Raw genomic sequence first — 16,334 nt, forward strand, 5'->3', positions numbered from 1 at the left:
TGTCTTGATTTCGTTGTCTTCCCCCGCAAGATTGAGATGGTTTGTATGGAGATGTATCCATCGTTTATAAGGTCAATACTCCTTGGTTTTGCTGATTGGAGCTGGGAGTAATCATCACGATAGATACATCAGACTGTTTAAACTGTAAAGGGAATAAGGTGGGGATTTTATCCAGTCTTAAGGAGGAATAGGAATGTCAAGACCTTTGGTTGAAAAAACGGCGGATCGCTTAGTAGAGTTGATTTTGGAACGTGGCTATGCTGTCGGGGACAAACTACCCAATGAATATGAGTTGGCTCAGGATTTGGAAGTGGGACGTTCAACGATTCGCGAAGCAGTCCGGAGCTTAGCAACACGTAATATCTTGGAGGTGCGTCAGGGTTCAGGGACCTATATTAGCTCCAAGAAAGGGGTTTCTGAGGATCCGTTAGGTTTTTCCTTGGTTCGAGATCGCATCAAATTAACGACAGATTTGTTTGAATTGCGCTATCTTTTGGAACCACGGATTGCAGAGAGGGTGGCTCAGTTTGCTTCGGACGAGGAAATTGCACGGTTGGAAGAAATCGTCTATGCGATTGAAGATGCTGTTCATCGCGGGGACGATGCTCACTTGGAACTGGATGTGCAGTTTCATAGTATGCTAGCAGAGATGAGTGGCAATATTGCGATGATGAGTCTCTTGCCTGTGATCACCCAGTCTATTCATCTGATCAATGAAAATTATACAAATCGTCAGATGAAATCAGATAGTCTCAAAGCCCATCGCAATATCTTGGCAGCTATTAAACAACGTCACCCATTGGCAGCTTATGACAGCATGCTAGCCCATATAGTTGCTGTTAGGCAAAGTGTTTTAACGGAATGGTTTGATAAAGATCTAACGATTCATGGATTGAATCCAAAAGAAAATGAGTAAAGAAGATAGGATCTCAAGAATTTCTTGGGAGCCTATCTTCTTTTTTTGTGGTTTTTTCTTGACAATTCATCAGATGAATTATATACTGTAACTATAGTGATAGCGTTTTCTGAAGAAGGGAGAAAATATGTTACAACAGTTAAAAGAGAATTACTTTTTTGCGGTCATTCGTGGAAAAGATGAGAATGACGCACTTGAGATTGCTCGACATGCGATTTTGGGTGGAATAAAAAATATTGAAATTACTTTTTCGACTCCCAATGCGGCAGAGGTGATTCATTGTTTGAGCCAAGAGTTCTCAGATGATTTATCCGTCATAGTGGGGGCTGGGACCGTCATGTCAACGGATTTGGCTCAGAAAGCTATCGATGCAGGAGCTAGATTCTTGGTCAGTCCACACTTCTCAGAAGCAATCCAAACATTAGCAGCAGAACATGGGGTTCTGTACTTTCCGGGGTGTGCAACAGCAACGGAGATTGTATCTGCCCAAACAGTGGGGTGTCCGATTATCAAACTTTTCCCTGGTGGGGTCTTAGGTCCGAATTTTATTAAGGATATACATGGTCCGATTCCTGAAGTTAACTTGATGCCGTCTGGGGGAGTTTCTGTTGCAAATGTGGCAGCTTGGAAAAAGGCAGGTGCCTGTGCGGTTGGGATTGGTTCAGCCCTTGCTAGTCAGGTAGCTGAAGCAGGTTATGGGAGCGTAACAGAGATTGCCCGGTCTTTTGTAAAAGCAGTGGAGGAATGATATGACATTTAATGATGCCTCTTTTATGTTGAAAAACCAACCTGCTCATCGCCTGTATGATCGAATGAAAGACTTACCGATTTATGATTTTCATTGCCACCTAGATCCGAAAGAAATTTATGAGGATCGCATCTACGATAATATCGTGGACTTATGGTTAGGGGGAGACCACTATAAATGGCGTCTGATGCGTGCTAATGGAATATCAGAAGAAGAGATTACGGGAAATGCACCTAAGTTAACCAAGTTTAAAGCCTGGATCAAAACGATTAGTAAGGCCTATGGCAATCCGCTCTACCATTGGAGTCATTTGGAATTGAAGCAGGTTTTTGGAGTAGAAGAAGCCTTGACGCAGGAGAATGCCCAAGAGCTTTATGGACGCTTAAATGCCTTTTTGCAAGAGAAACAAATCAGTCCTAGGAAGCTGATTAAGGATGCAAAGGTTGCCTTTATCGGTACAACTGATCATCCCCTAGATGATCTAGAATGGCATAAACGCTTAGCAGCTGATGAGAGTTTTGAGACGGTTGTAGCGCCGACCTTCCGACCAGATGAAGCCTTTATTGAACATCGGAATTTCCAAAATTTTATACACCGTCTAGAAGCAAAAACAAATCGTCGAATCGATTCTTTTGACCGTTTAGTAGCTAGCTTGGGGGAACGAGTTGCTTATTTTGCCCAAGTAGGCTGTGTGGCAAGTGATATTAGTTTTACAGAGATTTGCTTTGAAGAAGCGAGTAAGGAAGAATTGGATGACTTGTTGCAGGCTAGCTTAGCAGGTGAAATACCGAATGCCTTAGCTATCCGAAAATGGCAGACTGCGGTTTTTGTTGCCTTGTGCAGTCTCTACAAGCAGCATGGTTTTGTCACCCAAGTGCATTTTGGAGCTTTGCGGAATAACCATACGGGCTTATTCCAGCGTCTTGGGGCAGATGTTGGAGTGGACTCAATGGGTGATCAAGCCAGTTTGACCAGTCAATTGAATCAATTGTTAGACCATCTAGTGCAGACAGACTGCCTGCCAAAAATGATTTGGTACAACCTAAACCCGACCTATAATATCGCACTTGCTAATACCTTGGCTAATTTTCAAGCGAATGAAAAAGGAATAAAGAACCAATTACAATTTGGAGCAGGGTGGTGGTTTAACGATACGAAACTCGGTATGCTAGAGCAGATGAATGCCTATGCAGAGCAGGGGATGTTAGCGAATTTTGTCGGTATGTTGACGGATTCCCGAAGTTTTTTGTCCTATCAGCGACATGATTACTTTAGAAGAATCTTGGCATCGTATGTCGGGCAATGGATAGTAGATGAGGAAGTGCCAGAAGATTATCAGGCTTTAGGACAGGTGGTAGAAGCTATTTCTTACCACAATGCGAAACAATTTTTTGAGAAATAATGAGGTAATGAGATGAAAATGTCTTTTCGTTGGTATGGGAAAAATGATCCTGTAACCCTAGCAGAAATCAAAGCAATCCCGGGTATGCAGGGCATTGTCACAGCAGTTTATGATGTTCCAGTTGGTCAGGTCTGGCCTTTGGAAAAACTACTAGAGTTGAAAAAAATGGTCGAGGAAGCTGGTCTTGAAATCACTGTGCTCGAATCCATCCCAGTACATGAAGATATCAAACAAGGCAAGCCCAATCGTGACGAGTTAATTGAACATTATAAGACGTCTATTCAAAATGTTGGTCTCGCTGGGATTCCAGTTGTCTGTTATAATTTTATGCCAGTCTTTGATTGGACCCGTTCTGATTTACACCACCCTCTTCCTGATGGCTCGACTTCACTTGCCTTTTTGAAAAAAGACTTGGCAGGCGTTGATCCTGTGGCAGATGATTTGAATCTGCCGGGCTGGGATTCGTCTTATTCTAAAGATGAAATGAAGGCAATCATCGAAAACTATCGTCAGCATATCTCTGAAGAGGACTTATGGAAAAATCTTGCCTACTTTATTCAAGCGATTATGCCGACCGCAGAAGCAGCAGGTGTGAAAATGGCGATCCATCCAGATGACCCACCGTATGGAATCTTTGGTCTTCCAAGGATTATTACTGGTCAGGCAGCCGTGGAGCGCTTCCTTGATTTATACGATTCACCAAGCAATGGTATCACGATGTGTGTAGGTTCTTATGCTTCTGATCCCACAAATGATGTCCTTGCCATGACAGAATATGCCTTGAAGCGCAACCGTATTCATTTTATGCACACGCGTAATGTGACGGCAGGAGACTGGGGATTCCAAGAAACTGCCCATCTCTCACAAGCAGGCGATATTGATATGAATGGAATTGTAAAATTACTCGTGGATTATGACTGGCAGGGGGCATTACGTCCGGATCACGGGCGTAGGATTTGGGGAGATCAAATCAAGACACCGGGATATGGTCTCTATGACCGAGCATTGGGGGCAACCTATTTTAATGGGCTGTACGAAGCAAACATGAGGGCAGTTGGTAAGGTGCCAGATTTTGGGATTCAAAAAAAGACAGTTGGACAAAAATAAACGAAGGGAGAAGGACAGATGACAAAAGTGATTGAATTTAAGGATAAGGTTGTGGTGATTACAGGTGCCGGTGGCGTCCTCTGTGGCTATTTGGCAAAAGAATTTGCGAAAGCAGGTGCGAAAGTTGCACTTCTTGATTTGAATGAAGCAGCAGCACAAGTCTTTGTCGATGAGATTGAAGCAGCAGGCGGCATAGCAAAAGCCTATACTTCAAACGTTTTATCCAAGGAAAATTTAGAAGAAGTACGTGAGCGGGTGCTAGCAGATTTTGGTCCGGCAGACATTTTGATCAATGGTGCAGGAGGAAACAATCCTAAGGCAACAACAGATAATGAATTTCATGAATTGGACTTACCAAGTGAGACCAAGACCTTCTTTGATTTGGATGAGGGAGGAATCAATTTTGTCTTTAACTTGAACTATCTTGGAACCTTGCTTCCTACTCAGGTTTTTGCTCAGGATATGGTGGGACGTAAAGGGGCAACTATTATCAATATTTCTAGTATGAATGCCTTTACGCCTCTGACAAAAATTCCAGCTTACTCTGGTGCTAAGGCAGCGATTAGTAACTTCACTCAGTGGTTGGCTGTACACTTTTCTAAGGTTGGTATTCGTTGTAATGCAATTGCACCAGGTTTTTTGGTTACCAATCAAAATCGCAGTTTGCTCTTTGATGAAGCAGGAACCCCCACAGCACGCGCTACTAAAATTTTGACCAATACCCCTATGGGACGATTCGGTGAAGCTGAAGAATTGGTCGGTGGCGTCTTCTTTTTAGCAGATGAGAAATTAGCAAGTTTTGTCAATGGAGTAGTCCTCCCTATTGATGGCGGTTTTTCAGCCTATTCCGGGGTATAAGTATGAAAACAGAGTATGTATTTTGTATTGACTCAGATGGCTGTGCCATGGATACGATGACCTATAAACACCAATTGTTTTTTGGCCCCTTGGCTGCAGATGTGTTTGCAATTTCCGATAGAGACCGTTTTTTGGACGAATGGAATCGGGTCAACCTCTACTCAAAAACACGTGGAATCAACCGTTTTGTTGGTTTGGTGACTGGTCTGAAATTTGCGGGTGTCAAGGGGATTGAGCAATTAGAGGCATGGGTTGCAACAACGCCCTCCTTGTCCAATGCTTCCTTAAAAGAGGCTTTGGAAGCTAATCCGTCAGAAGACTTGCGTAAGGCACTAGACTGGTCATTGCAGGTCAATCAGTCCATTAAAGACTATGATGGTGAGGTTCTTGCATTTGAAGGAGTGCGAGAGACCCTCGCTTTCCTAAAAACAAAAGGAAAGGTCTTTGTTGTTTCTTCAGCCAATAAAGAGGCTGTACTAGAAGAATGGCAGGATCAAGGTTTACTAGAGTTTGTAGATGATCTTTATTGTCAAGACCGGGGGAAAAAAGAAGCTGTGCTTGCTAGCTTAGTAGAAGCAGGCTATCAGCATCATCAGATGTTGATGATAGGTGATTCACCGGGAGATTTGAGAGCAGCAGAGCAAAACGATGTACCTTTTTATCCCATTTTGGTTGGACAAGAAAAGACTTCATGGGAACAGCTACTCCAAACCTATAGCCAGCGCTTCTTGGATAAGGAATGGACAAAGGAAGCAGAAGAAGAATTAGCAGACCAATTTTGGAAGAATTTAAAATAAGATACGAGAGCGTATAAAAAGCGAACGAAAAATAGAAGACTGACGATGTGTTCGATGAACACGAGGAGGTCTCTCTTTTTTCCGAGCTTTTAGCCCGAGTTCAATTACATAAGATACGAGAGCGTTAAAAGCACAAAGTGAAAATAGGAAATACGACGAAGAAGCGTCAGCTTCTAGGAGGATTTATCCCTAAAGGGATTCTCAGCTGTAATCGGCTAAAGCTAGAACAGCTGCCTATCTTTTTCACACAGTGCTTAGCTCGAGTTCAATTACAATAAGATACGAGAGCGTTAAAAGCACAAAGTGTACCAAGGGCATCCGTATCCGTAAGCGAACAAAGTTCGCAACGGCTACAGCAAAATAGGAAATACGACGAAGAGTTTAGTAAGAATTTGCTTTGCAAATTCCTATTCCTAGGAGGATTTATCCCTAGAGGGATTCTCAGCTGTAATCGGCTAAAGCCAAAACAGCTGCCTATCTTTTTCACACAGTGCTTAGATCGAGTTCAATTACACCAAGATACCGAGCCCGTTAAAAACTCAAAGTGTACCAAGGGCATCCGTATCCGTAAGCGAACAAAGTTCGCAACGGCTACAGCAAAATAGGAAATACGACGAAGAGTTTAGTAAGAATTTGCTTTGCAAATTCCTATTCCCCACCTCCAAAGGTATGCCATACCTTTGGAGCTAGGAGGATTTATCCCTAAAGGGATTCTCAGCTGTAATCGGCTAAAGCCAAAACAGCTTGCCTATCTTTTTCGCACAGAGTTTAGGGCGAGTTCAATTACATACGATACCAAGCCCGTTAAGAACTCAACGTAAAAATAGGAAACTTTGCGAAGACGCTTGCGTCTAGCCAAAGTTTATCTTTTTTACACAGAGTTTAGGGCGAGTTCAATTACATACGATACCAAGCCCGTGAAAAACTCAAAGTGTACCAAGAGAAGAAACTCTCCACTGGATCGTTTCTTCCGTATCTGTAAGCGAACAAAGTTCGCAACGGCTACAGCAAAATCGGAAATCTGACGAGTGAAAAGCTCTAGTAGCATGTTTCAGCCCCTAAAGAGATTTTGTACATAAGTTCCAACCTTCATTTTCCAACCTCCAAAGGTATACTATCTCTTTGGAGCTAGGAAAAACTAGCTTTTTCGTATATAACTGTAAACTAAAAACGATAGAAAGTTTCAAATAGTAAATATAAGCAGTTTTGACTGCAGATAGGAAGAGGTTTCAAATGGCAACATTAGTTGATTTAAGTAAAAAACCCTACAATTTAAATAAGGATCAGATTGATTGGGTAGAAAGAACGCTTGCAGAACTATCAGATGAGGAGAAAATCGGACAGTTGTTTGTCAATCTCTTCTTCTTTGGTGGTGATGCCTTTAGTGGAAATACCCTAACCAACAAAGAAATTATTGAGAAATATCATATTGGCGGCGCACGCTATATGAATGGTAGTCCAGAGCAGGTACAGGGGTTAATCAATGAATTACAGACCTATTCCAAGGTACCGCTCTTGGTAGCAGCGAACTGTGATTCTGGTGGAGATGGTGCAGTCAAAGGTGGAACCTATATTTCTTCTGGGGCACAATCAGAGGCAAGTCGTGATACCCGTGTTCCCTATTTGGCGGGTTTGGTATCTGCCCGGGAAGAGACAGCACTCGGTGTCAATGTCAATTTTGACCCCTGTGTGGATATTTTGGAAAACTGGCGCAATACCATTGTCAATACCCGTGCTTATGGGACAAATGCTGAAGATGTGATCCGTTATACGAGTGCCTATTTAGATGGTCTGACAGCAGAGCGAGAGGTGATCCAGTGTATCAAGCATTTCCCTGGTGATGGGACAGAAGAGCGTGACCAACACTTGGTGCTCGGTGTGAACGAACTCTCTAAAGAAGCATGGGAGGCTTCTTTTGGTCAGGTCTATCGTCATCATATTGAGCGTGGTGTAGAGATGATTATGGCAGGGCATATTGCGCTTCCATACTATCAGCAACAGCTCAATCCAAATCTAAAAGATGAGGATATTCTACCTGCAACCTTGGCACCCGAATTGATAGATGGACTATTGAAGACCCATCTTGATTTCAATGGCTTAGTGATTACAGATGCTAGCCATATGTTGGGCATGACAGCTGCTATGCGCAGGGAAGATTACGTACCGAGAGCCATTGCTGCTGGTTGCGACATGTTCTTATTCTTTAATAACATGGAAGAAGATTTTCACTTTATGCTCAACGGTTATCGTAAGGGCATTATTTCTGAGGAACGCTTGAATGATGCGGTTCGTCGAATTTTAGGTCTAAAAGCAAAACTAAATCTTCATGTGAAACAGGCGCAAGGTAAGCTCTTAAAAACTGCCGAAGAGCTAGATGTGATTGGCTGTGAGGAGCATGTAGCTTGGCAGAAAGAAGCAGCAGATAAGTCAATTACCCTCTTGAAAGATACCCAAGAAAACTTGCCCATTAGCCCAGAAACCCACCGCCGTATTCGCCTTTATTACCTTGAAGGTGAAAAAGGAGGGATTATGGATGCGAGCAATGAAGTTGTAGATAATCTCAAGGAGATTTTGGAGCGCAGGGGTTATGAAGTCACGGTCAATGATGGAACTACCCGGATTAAGGGTGCTACCTTAAAGTATAGAGATGAGGTGGATTTGGCTTTGACAGTAGCCAATGTCGTTGGTTACGGCGCACAGAATAACTACCGAATTCAATGGAAAACAGCCATGTCCAATGAAGTACCGTGGTATGTGCATGAAGTGCCAACGATCTTTGTATCGCTCAATTATACAACTCATTTGCACGATGCAACCATGGTCAAAACAGCCATCAATGCCTATCACCATAATCCTAATACCCTCGAAGCCCTCGTTGATAAATTAGAAGGAAAAACCCCTTTCCACGGTGTTCCAAACGAACACGTCTGGGCTAAAAAATGGCAAGCGAAATTGTAAAATTAAGATACGAGAGCGTTAAAAGCACAAAGTGAAAATAGGAAATACGACGAAGAAGCGTCAGCTTCTAGGAGGATTTATCTTTTTCACACAGTGCTTAGCTCGAGTTCAATTACAATAAGATACGAGAGCGTTAAAAGCACAAAGTGTACCAAGGGCATCCGTATCCGTAAGCGAACAAAGTTCGCAACGGCTACAGCAAAATAGGAAATACGACGAAGAGTTTAGTAAGAATTTGCTTTGCAAATTCCTATTCCCCCTCCAAAGGTATGCCATACCTTTGGAGCTAGGAGGATTTATCCCTAAAGGGATTCTCAGCTGTAATCGGCTAAAGCCAAAACAGCTGCCTATCTTTTTCACACAGTGCTTAGATCGAGTTCAATTACACCAAGATACGAGAGCGTATAAAAAGCGAACGAAAAATAGAAGACTGACGATGTGTTCGATGAACACGAGGAGGTCTCTCTTTTTTCCGAGCTTTTAGCCCGAGTTCAATTACACCAAGATATAAAGCCCGTTAAGAACTCAACGTAAAAATAGGAAACTTTGCGAAGACGCTTGCGTCTAGCCAAAGTTTATCTTTTTTACACAGAGTTTAGGGCGTGTTCAATTAAGATGTGAGGACGTGAAGAAAATGGAAAGAAAAATAGGGAATCGGAGAAGATTACTCTGGTAATCGATACGATTCATCTTTTTTCTAGCATTTTTAGTCCGAACTCAGTTGCATAAGATACGAGAGCGTTTGACACGTGTTTCACTCGTTTTATTTCCAACCTTCACCAGTCTGAAAGAGACTGTTGAAGCAACTCCTAGAAAAAATAGACAATCGAAGCAGGTTGGCTTGCAAGCAATGAGATTTAACCTCGCTTTCCAGTTTTTAGGTTTGGGTTAAACGAACAGATGCGAACTTCTCTGACTATTTCAGCCTCTATAAACAAAGGAATTTTCAAATTCCTATGGTATTGCCAAATTTTGCTATTTTTGCTAGAATGGAAGTAATTAAATAGAAGTCTACGAGACTAGTACATCTAGGGAAACTGTCTAGGGAGATGAGCCGTGACTGGAAGCTCATTCGGTGAAAGTAGGTCGAATTCACTCGTGCAAGGACTTAAAAATGAAGGTTTGCAGGAATGCAAATGAAAACGGATGGTACCGCGTGACAACGCTCCGATTGGGTGTGGTCATGCGTTTTTATTTTGGAGGAACTATGTCAACAATTGAACAACAATTAGCTGAACTAAAACAGTCAACGCTTGAAAAGTTGCAAACTATTCGCCATGAAAATGCTAAGGATTTGCAGGATTTGCGGGTCGCTGTACTCGGGAAAAAAGGCTCCTTGACCGATTTGTTGAAAGGCTTGAAAGATTTATCGAATGAAATGAAGCCGATTATCGGAAAGCAGGTAAATGAAGTCCGTGATGTCTTGACGAGGGCTTTTGAAGAAACTGCAACGCTGGTTGAAGCTGAAAAAATAAAGGCTCAATTAGCACAGGAATCAGTCGATGTGACCCTGCCGGGGCGTGCTATCAAACAGGGCTATCGTCATGTCCTGACCCAGACTAGTGAGGAAATTGAAGATATTTTCTTAGGGATGGGCTTTCAGATTGTCGATGGTTTTGAGGTAGAAAAGGACTACTACAACTTTGAGCGGATGAACCTACCAAAAGATCATCCTGCCCGTGACATGCAAGATACCTTTTATATCACAGAAGAAATCTTGATGCGGACCCATACTAGTCCAGTTCAGGCACGGACCATGGATCAACATGATTTCTCAAAAGGTGCCCTCAAGATGATTTCTCCGGGGCGGGTGTTCCGTAGGGATACGGATGATGCCACTCACAGCCACCAATTCCACCAGATTGAGGGATTGGTTGTTGGAAAAAATGTCTCCATGGGTGACTTAAAAGGTACCCTTGAGATGATCATCAAGAAGATGTTTGGTGCAGATCGTCAGATTCGCCTTCGTCCCTCTTATTTCCCATTTACAGAGCCATCAGTTGAGGTTGATGTATCCTGCTTTAAGTGTGGTGGTGAAGGCTGTAATGTCTGTAAGAAAACAGGCTGGATTGAAATCTTAGGGGCAGGAATGGTACACCCCCATGTCCTTGAAATGAGCGGAATTGATTCGGCTGAATATTCTGGTTTTGCCTTTGGTCTCGGTCAGGAACGGATAGCCATGCTCCGTTACGGTATCAATGATATTCGTGGCTTCTATCAAGGGGACATTCGCTTTTCTGAGCAGTTCAAATAAGAGGGGGCTTTAGATGATTGTTGAAATCGAGAAAAAAGATCTCTCTTTACTTAGGGAAATGGCCATGCAAACTTTTCGAGAGACCTTTGGAGAATGGATTAAGGAAGCAGATTTGGAATATTTCTACACCCATGATTTAGCTCTTGAAACCTTGGAAAAAGAGTGGCAAAATCCAGAATCTGCTCATTATTTTGTGGTCCATGAAGGTCAGCCTGTTGGCTTTTTGAAAGTGAATTGGGGTCAGGCTCAGACTGAGCATGAATTGGAAGATGCTTTTGAAATCCAACGGCTCTATGTCTTGAAATCCCATCATGGCTACGGTCTTGGTAAAGCCTTATTTGAATTTGCCCTAGAGCAGGCTAGAAAAGCCGGTTTTACATGGGCTTGGTTAGGAGTTTGGGAGAGGAATTTTAAGGCACAGCAATTTTACTTTAAGTATGGCTTTGAGCGCTTTAGTCAACACGAGTATGTGACAGGAGAAACAGTAGATATTGACTGGCTTTTGAAAAAGCAGATAAGGGAAGAAAAATGAGGAAGTAAGATGTTAGTAAGTTATAAGTGGTTAAAAGAATTGGTGGATATTGAGGTGTCGAGCAAGGACTTGGCTGAAAAAATGTCTACGACAGGGATTGAGGTAGAAGGAGTGACCGCTGCGGCAGCTGGGTTGTCTAAAATTGTAGTCGGAGAGGTTCTCTCTTGTGAAGATGTCCCAGATACCCATCTCCATGTCTGTCAAGTAGATGTGGGCGAAGAAGCACCACGCCAAATCGTCTGTGGGGCACCGAATGTTCGAGCGGGCATCAAGGTCATGGTGGCACTCCCTGGAGCTCGCATTGCAGGCAATTACAAGATTAAAAAAGGGAAAATCCGTGGCTTGGAATCGCTCGGCATGATCTGTTCGCTCGGAGAGCTAGGGATTTCGGATTCAGTTGTTCCAAAGGAATATGCTGATGGGATTCAGATTTTGCCAGAAGATGCAGTCAATGGCAGGGATGTTTTTCCTTACCTTGACTTAGATGATGAAGTGATTGAACTATCGATTACACCGAATCGTGCGGATGCCCTTTCCATGCGTGGGGTGGCTCATGAGGTCGCAGCAATCTATGATAAGGCAGTTCAGTTTAAGGACTTTCCTCTAGTAGAAGTAGAGAAGAAGGCTAGCGATGTGATTGAGGTAGCTATTGAGTCCCAGAAAGTAGCTGCCTATCATGCACGCGTGATTGAAAATGTGACCATTGCACCAAGTCCTCAGTGGTTGCAAAACCTCTTGATGAATGCGGGGATTCGTCCAATTAACAATGTGGTTGATGTAACCAACTATATCCTCCTTTATTTTGGACAACCAATGCATGCTTTTGACTTGGATAAATTTGAAGATCAGACGATTGTGGCGCGTGATGCACGGGACGGAGAAAGCCTGGTGACCTTAGATGAGGTGGAACGCACATTGCTAGCAGATGATATTGTCATCTCCGTTGCGGATAAGGCGGTTGCCCTCGGTGGTGTCATGGGGGGTGCAGCGACAGAGATCGATAACCAGTCTAAAAACATCGTCTTAGAAGCAGCTCTTTTTGATGGAAAATCCATCCGTAAAACCTCTAGTCGCTTGAATCTTCGTTCTGAATCGTCTTCTCGTTTTGAAAAAGGGATTAACATAGAAGATACCACAGTAGCGCTAGATGCAGCCGCAAGCATGATTGCAGATCTAGCAGGAGGTCAGGTGTTAGCAGGTCTTGTTTCTGCTGGAGAAGTAAAGACTAGTCCGGTTCCTGTTTCTGCCCATTTAAGCTATGTCAATCGTACCTTGGGGACGAGCCTTGTCTATAGCGATATTGAAGCGATTTTCCACCGTCTAGGTATGGAGATTGCAGGCGATGAGGTAAGTTTCACTGTTCAAGTCCCATGTCGCCGTTGGGATCTTCGTATTCCAGCAGACTTGGTGGAAGAAATTGCCCGGATTTATGGATACGACAAGCTACCAACGACCCTACCAAAAGAGGAGGGAGCAGCAGGTGAATTGACAATCAGCCAGCAACTCCGTCGCCACATTCGGACACTAGCCGAGGGAGCAGGCTTGAGCGAGACCATTACCTACGCATTGACAACTCCCGAAAAGGCTGTTGAGTTTAGCCTCAGACCTACAACAGTTACAGAACTCATGTGGCCAATGACAGTGGACCGCTCTGCCCTGCGTCAAAATATGATTTCAGGCATGCTTGATACGGTTGCCTACAATGTAGCCCGTAAAAATAAGGATTTGGCTCTGTATGAAATCGGAAAAGTCTTTGAGCAGTCAGGAAATCCGAAAGAAGAACTTCCGCAAGAAATCACGAAATTTGCCCTTGTTCTTACAGGTCTTGTGGCAGAGCAAGACTTCCAAACAGCGGCAGTTCCGGTTGATTTCTTTCATGCCAAGGGAATTGTCGAAGCCCTATTTGCTAAATATTCGCTTGAAGTGCATTATGTACCAACGAGTGACCTTGCAGCCCTTCATCCAGGACGGACTGCCCAGATCGAGCTAGATGGTCAAGTGATTGGGTTTGTTGGACAGGTCCATCCACAACTGGCGAAAGAATATGGGATTCCAGAAACTTACGTGGCAGAGGTAAATGTAGATGCCATAGAGGCAGCTCTTCAGCCGGTTCAACCCTTTACTGAGATTTCTAAATTCCCAGCTGTTAGCCGTGACATTGCCCTCCTGGTAGATCAGCATACCCAGCATCAGGCGATTCTGGATGCTATTGAAGCTGCCAATGTCAAACGTCTTACGAAGGTCAGCCTCTTTGATATTTACACTGGTAGCAATATTGAGCCAGGCAAAAAATCAATGGCTTATAATCTTACCTTCCAAAATCCGCAAGATAGCCTCACTGATGAAGAGGTTGCGAAGTATATGGAAAAAATAACTTCAGCTCTCGGTCAGATAGGTGCAGAAATTCGATAATATAGTGAGTGTGCTGTAACTAGCTAAAGCTAGAATAGCTATAGCAGACCTAGAAGATCTGGTAATACTCCTTACGTTCTCCCCTTTTTCAATTTTTATTGAGTATTAGATGAAACAAAAAAACTTGGGTGAAACCAAGTTTTTTATGGTATTAGAGTAAAAATAATTCAATCTGAATCTGCTCTGTCTCGCCATATTTGGCAAGGAGCTGGGCTGCGATATCCTCATACAGGATATGGATGGCCGCAATTTTCTCAGGAAATTGCTTGCCGATATAGTCAAATCTACATTCGATGGTGAGAAATAATTCATGAAAGAGTTCGTTGATGTGTTCTAATTGAGCAATCAAGGCAGGGTCGTTTTTTAGAAAATCAGGGATTTCTGTACGGTGGCTGGCAAAGTCATCCATTTTCTTGACAGGAAAACACCCATACTCTAAGCAAAATTCATACATCGTCTATTCTCCATTCTCGAGTTAAGGTCTTACTTGACTATACCATATTTGTTAGTAGAGCCCAACTATTCTGTTTAAGATTTTTTTAATGAAATTTTCAGTTTTCTTTCATGTTCTTCCGTTACACTATTTTCATCAATGATAAAGGGAGCAGCAGATGAATACAAGAATCGTACAAAAACAGTTTAAACGCAAGGAATCCAAATATATTGTGGACAAGAAGGTATTTGCCCTACTGGAGCTGGAATTAAAAAAGCATATGGTAGCTGATGACTATGCTCAGTCTACTATTACCAATATCTATTTCGATAATGATCGTTTTGAGATGATTCAGGATGCCATTGCCAAGAAATATGGTCGGGAAAAGGTGAGAATGCGGGTCTATGATACGAATCCGAACGAAAATAGTCAGGCGTTTTTAGAAATTAAACAAAAAGAAAATAAAATTGGCTTCAAGTACCGCCTGACTTCAACTCCGCCTGCAGTCATGAATTACGTGGAAAAAGGCTTGGCGGATCAGACCATTACAGATGAAAAGGTAACCTCAAAACTACTTGCTCTAAGGGAACGCTATGGGACAATCAAGCCCAAGATGTATATATCCTATGACCGTGTGTCTTTCAAGGGAAAAGAAGATAAGAAGGTGCGCGTGACTGTGGATCAACATTTGCTCTATCGCGCTGACTATGTAGATGTGAGGAAAGGAAAATTTGGCAAGCACCTGCTTGATCCCAACAAGGTCATTATGGAAGTCAAGGTGCCAGAGAAGCAACCCATTTGGCTAGTGGAATTGCTTGAAAAATATCAGATTGAAAAGCAATCTTTTTCAAAATACGGAAATGCCTATCGTTTAACTCAAGAAAATAGGGGAGGTGAGCATCATGGAAACGCAGTTATTTAGTAGTATTTTTACCAGTAGTACAGTCAATGTGAGCATTGCACAGCTTGGATTGAGCTTGACGGTTAGTCTTATTCTAGGTTTGGTCTTGGCTGGGATTTATAAGTATAAAGCTAGTTACACCAAGGAATTTGTCGTAACCCTAAGCCTGCTTCCCAGTCTCATTGCGGTTATTATCTTCTTGACCAATGGCAGTCTGGGGACTAGTGTTGCAGTGGCAGGGACTTTCAGTTTGATTCGCTTTCGCTCAGCAGCAGGAACTTCCAAGGAACTTCTAGCAATCTTTATGGCGACAGCCATCGGATTGGCGACAGGGATGGGACATCTGGCACTTGCAATCATCGTCACCCTTATCTTGGGACTTATGATCTTCATTTTGGAACACACTCGCTTTGCACAAGTCGATCAAGACCGTCGTTATCTTTTGATGAGTGTTGGAAAGGATGGTGATGATCAAGAGTTTATTGAGCAGGAATTGGGCAAGGTCTGTCGGCAGGTGGAATTGCTATCTGTTCAGTATAAGGCTAAAAAGGATATCCTGGTCTTGGAATACCTGCTATTACTAGAAAGCAAGATGACAGATAAACAGCTATTGGATTGTTTGCTTGTGGCAAACCCTGCTTCAGTGAGCCTTTACAAGCAAGTGCCTAAGAAAAAATACTTATAATCATTCCAGTTTACATTCTCCAGATGATTCTGGGGATTTTTTTGTTCTTTATACTCACTAAAAATCAAAAGTAGACTAGCTTTCACAATTAAGAATGGTGAAAGGTTGGAAATGAGAGTAGCACCGCTCATTTCCTTACAATCGAAGCAGAAGGGAGAACGATCCTTTACCAAGGCAAGTTGATGAAGGATCCTTTTGATTTTTAAAGAGTATTATTTGTAGACGAGGTAAAGGCTTTCTGTGTTTTGTCTGTATTTTATAAAGTGATGCGATAGATAATCTACAGATGTTGACGTAAAGTTCGTCTTTTATATTTTTATTTTGAAAAAAT

General features: G+C 42.7%; 13 protein-coding genes. 12 read left to right on the plus strand and 1 reads right to left on the minus strand.

Going from position 1 to position 16,334, the window contains the following annotated elements:
• Nucleotides 1–193: 193 nt before the first annotated feature.
• The 10 genes from ACVPON_RS07475 (at nt 194) to pheT (ending at nt 13,984) form a co-directional block, all read left to right on the plus strand.
• The gene (locus ACVPON_RS07475; RefSeq protein ID WP_462877760.1) at nt 194–916 is read left to right on the plus strand and encodes a FadR/GntR family transcriptional regulator; all 723 of its coding nucleotides are present in this window, start codon (nt 194–196) and stop codon (nt 914–916) included.
• A 127-nt stretch (nt 917–1,043) separates the two neighbouring features.
• Nucleotides 1,044–1,664 carry a bifunctional 4-hydroxy-2-oxoglutarate aldolase/2-dehydro-3-deoxy-phosphogluconate aldolase gene (locus ACVPON_RS07480; protein ID WP_462877761.1) on the plus strand — a complete coding sequence of 207 codons (621 nt, stop codon included), beginning with the start codon at nt 1,044–1,046 and terminating at the stop codon, nt 1,662–1,664.
• 1 nt (nt 1,665) lies between these two features.
• A complete protein-coding gene (gene uxaC, locus ACVPON_RS07485; protein ID WP_462877762.1) occupies nt 1,666–3,066 on the plus strand; it encodes a glucuronate isomerase in 1,401 nt (466 codons plus the stop codon).
• A 12-nt stretch (nt 3,067–3,078) separates the two neighbouring features.
• Complete coding sequence (gene uxuA, locus ACVPON_RS07490) at nt 3,079–4,173, plus strand: mannonate dehydratase (RefSeq protein ID WP_462877763.1); 1,095 nt, start codon at nt 3,079–3,081, stop codon at nt 4,171–4,173.
• 18 nt (nt 4,174–4,191) lie between these two features.
• On the plus strand, nt 4,192–5,031 hold the full coding sequence (locus ACVPON_RS07495) for an SDR family oxidoreductase (RefSeq protein ID WP_462877764.1): 840 nt from the start codon (nt 4,192–4,194) through the stop codon (nt 5,029–5,031).
• A 2-nt stretch (nt 5,032–5,033) separates the two neighbouring features.
• Nucleotides 5,034–5,828 (plus strand): HAD family hydrolase, encoded by a 795-nt coding sequence (locus tag ACVPON_RS07500; protein ID WP_462877765.1) that lies wholly within the window; start codon nt 5,034–5,036, stop codon nt 5,826–5,828.
• Between the two features lie 1,233 nt (nt 5,829–7,061).
• Nucleotides 7,062–8,786 carry a glycoside hydrolase family 3 protein gene (locus ACVPON_RS07505; RefSeq protein WP_462877766.1) on the plus strand — a complete coding sequence of 575 codons (1,725 nt, stop codon included), beginning with the start codon at nt 7,062–7,064 and terminating at the stop codon, nt 8,784–8,786.
• Between the two features lie 1,207 nt (nt 8,787–9,993).
• The gene (gene pheS, locus ACVPON_RS07510; protein WP_462877768.1) at nt 9,994–11,040 is read left to right on the plus strand and encodes a phenylalanine--tRNA ligase subunit alpha; all 1,047 of its coding nucleotides are present in this window, start codon (nt 9,994–9,996) and stop codon (nt 11,038–11,040) included.
• 13 nt (nt 11,041–11,053) lie between these two features.
• Entirely contained in the window at nt 11,054–11,572 is a 519-nt protein-coding gene (locus ACVPON_RS07515; protein WP_462877770.1) for a GNAT family N-acetyltransferase, read from the plus strand.
• A 9-nt stretch (nt 11,573–11,581) separates the two neighbouring features.
• Nucleotides 11,582–13,984, plus strand: coding sequence for a phenylalanine--tRNA ligase subunit beta (pheT, locus tag ACVPON_RS07520; RefSeq protein ID WP_462877772.1), 2,403 nt, complete (start codon nt 11,582–11,584; stop codon nt 13,982–13,984).
• A gap of 151 nt (nt 13,985–14,135) precedes the next feature.
• On the opposite strand, the gene ACVPON_RS07525 is transcribed toward pheT, so the two are convergent.
• On the minus strand, nt 14,136–14,438 hold the full coding sequence (locus ACVPON_RS07525) for a hypothetical protein (RefSeq protein WP_462877775.1): 303 nt from the start codon (nt 14,436–14,438) through the stop codon (nt 14,136–14,138).
• A 157-nt stretch (nt 14,439–14,595) separates the two neighbouring features.
• Here ACVPON_RS07525 and ACVPON_RS07530 point away from each other — a divergent pair, with 157 nt between their 5' ends.
• Nucleotides 14,596–15,339, plus strand: coding sequence for a polyphosphate polymerase domain-containing protein (locus tag ACVPON_RS07530; RefSeq protein WP_462877777.1), 744 nt, complete (start codon nt 14,596–14,598; stop codon nt 15,337–15,339).
• Nucleotides 15,320–16,003, plus strand: a complete 684-nt coding sequence (locus ACVPON_RS07535) for a DUF4956 domain-containing protein (protein ID WP_462877779.1) — start codon at nt 15,320–15,322, stop codon at nt 16,001–16,003. The genes ACVPON_RS07530 and ACVPON_RS07535 overlap by 20 nt, the downstream gene beginning before the upstream one ends.
• The last annotated feature ends 331 nt before the right edge of the window (nt 16,004–16,334 follow it).

Source organism: Streptococcus sp. 1F3 (assembly GCF_054968985.1).

Bases quoted from the DNA above. Each gene is read 5' to 3' on its own strand.
- ACVPON_RS07475 (WP_462877760.1), top strand. From the start codon at position 194: ATGTCAAGACCTTTGGTTGAAAAAACGGCGGATCGCTTAGTAGAGTTG.
- ACVPON_RS07480 (WP_462877761.1), top strand. From the start codon at position 1,044: ATGTTACAACAGTTAAAAGAGAATTACTTTTTTGCGGTCATTCGTGGA.
- uxaC (WP_462877762.1), top strand. From the start codon at position 1,666: ATGACATTTAATGATGCCTCTTTTATGTTGAAAAACCAACCTGCTCAT.
- uxuA (WP_462877763.1), top strand. From the start codon at position 3,079: ATGAAAATGTCTTTTCGTTGGTATGGGAAAAATGATCCTGTAACCCTA.
- ACVPON_RS07495 (WP_462877764.1), top strand. From the start codon at position 4,192: ATGACAAAAGTGATTGAATTTAAGGATAAGGTTGTGGTGATTACAGGT.
- ACVPON_RS07500 (WP_462877765.1), top strand. From the start codon at position 5,034: ATGAAAACAGAGTATGTATTTTGTATTGACTCAGATGGCTGTGCCATG.
- ACVPON_RS07505 (WP_462877766.1), top strand. From the start codon at position 7,062: ATGGCAACATTAGTTGATTTAAGTAAAAAACCCTACAATTTAAATAAG.
- pheS (WP_462877768.1), top strand. From the start codon at position 9,994: ATGTCAACAATTGAACAACAATTAGCTGAACTAAAACAGTCAACGCTT.
- ACVPON_RS07515 (WP_462877770.1), top strand. From the start codon at position 11,054: ATGATTGTTGAAATCGAGAAAAAAGATCTCTCTTTACTTAGGGAAATG.
- pheT (WP_462877772.1), top strand. From the start codon at position 11,582: ATGTTAGTAAGTTATAAGTGGTTAAAAGAATTGGTGGATATTGAGGTG.
- ACVPON_RS07525 (WP_462877775.1), bottom strand. From the start codon at position 14,438: ATGTATGAATTTTGCTTAGAGTATGGGTGTTTTCCTGTCAAGAAAATG.
- ACVPON_RS07530 (WP_462877777.1), top strand. From the start codon at position 14,596: ATGAATACAAGAATCGTACAAAAACAGTTTAAACGCAAGGAATCCAAA.
- ACVPON_RS07535 (WP_462877779.1), top strand. From the start codon at position 15,320: ATGGAAACGCAGTTATTTAGTAGTATTTTTACCAGTAGTACAGTCAAT.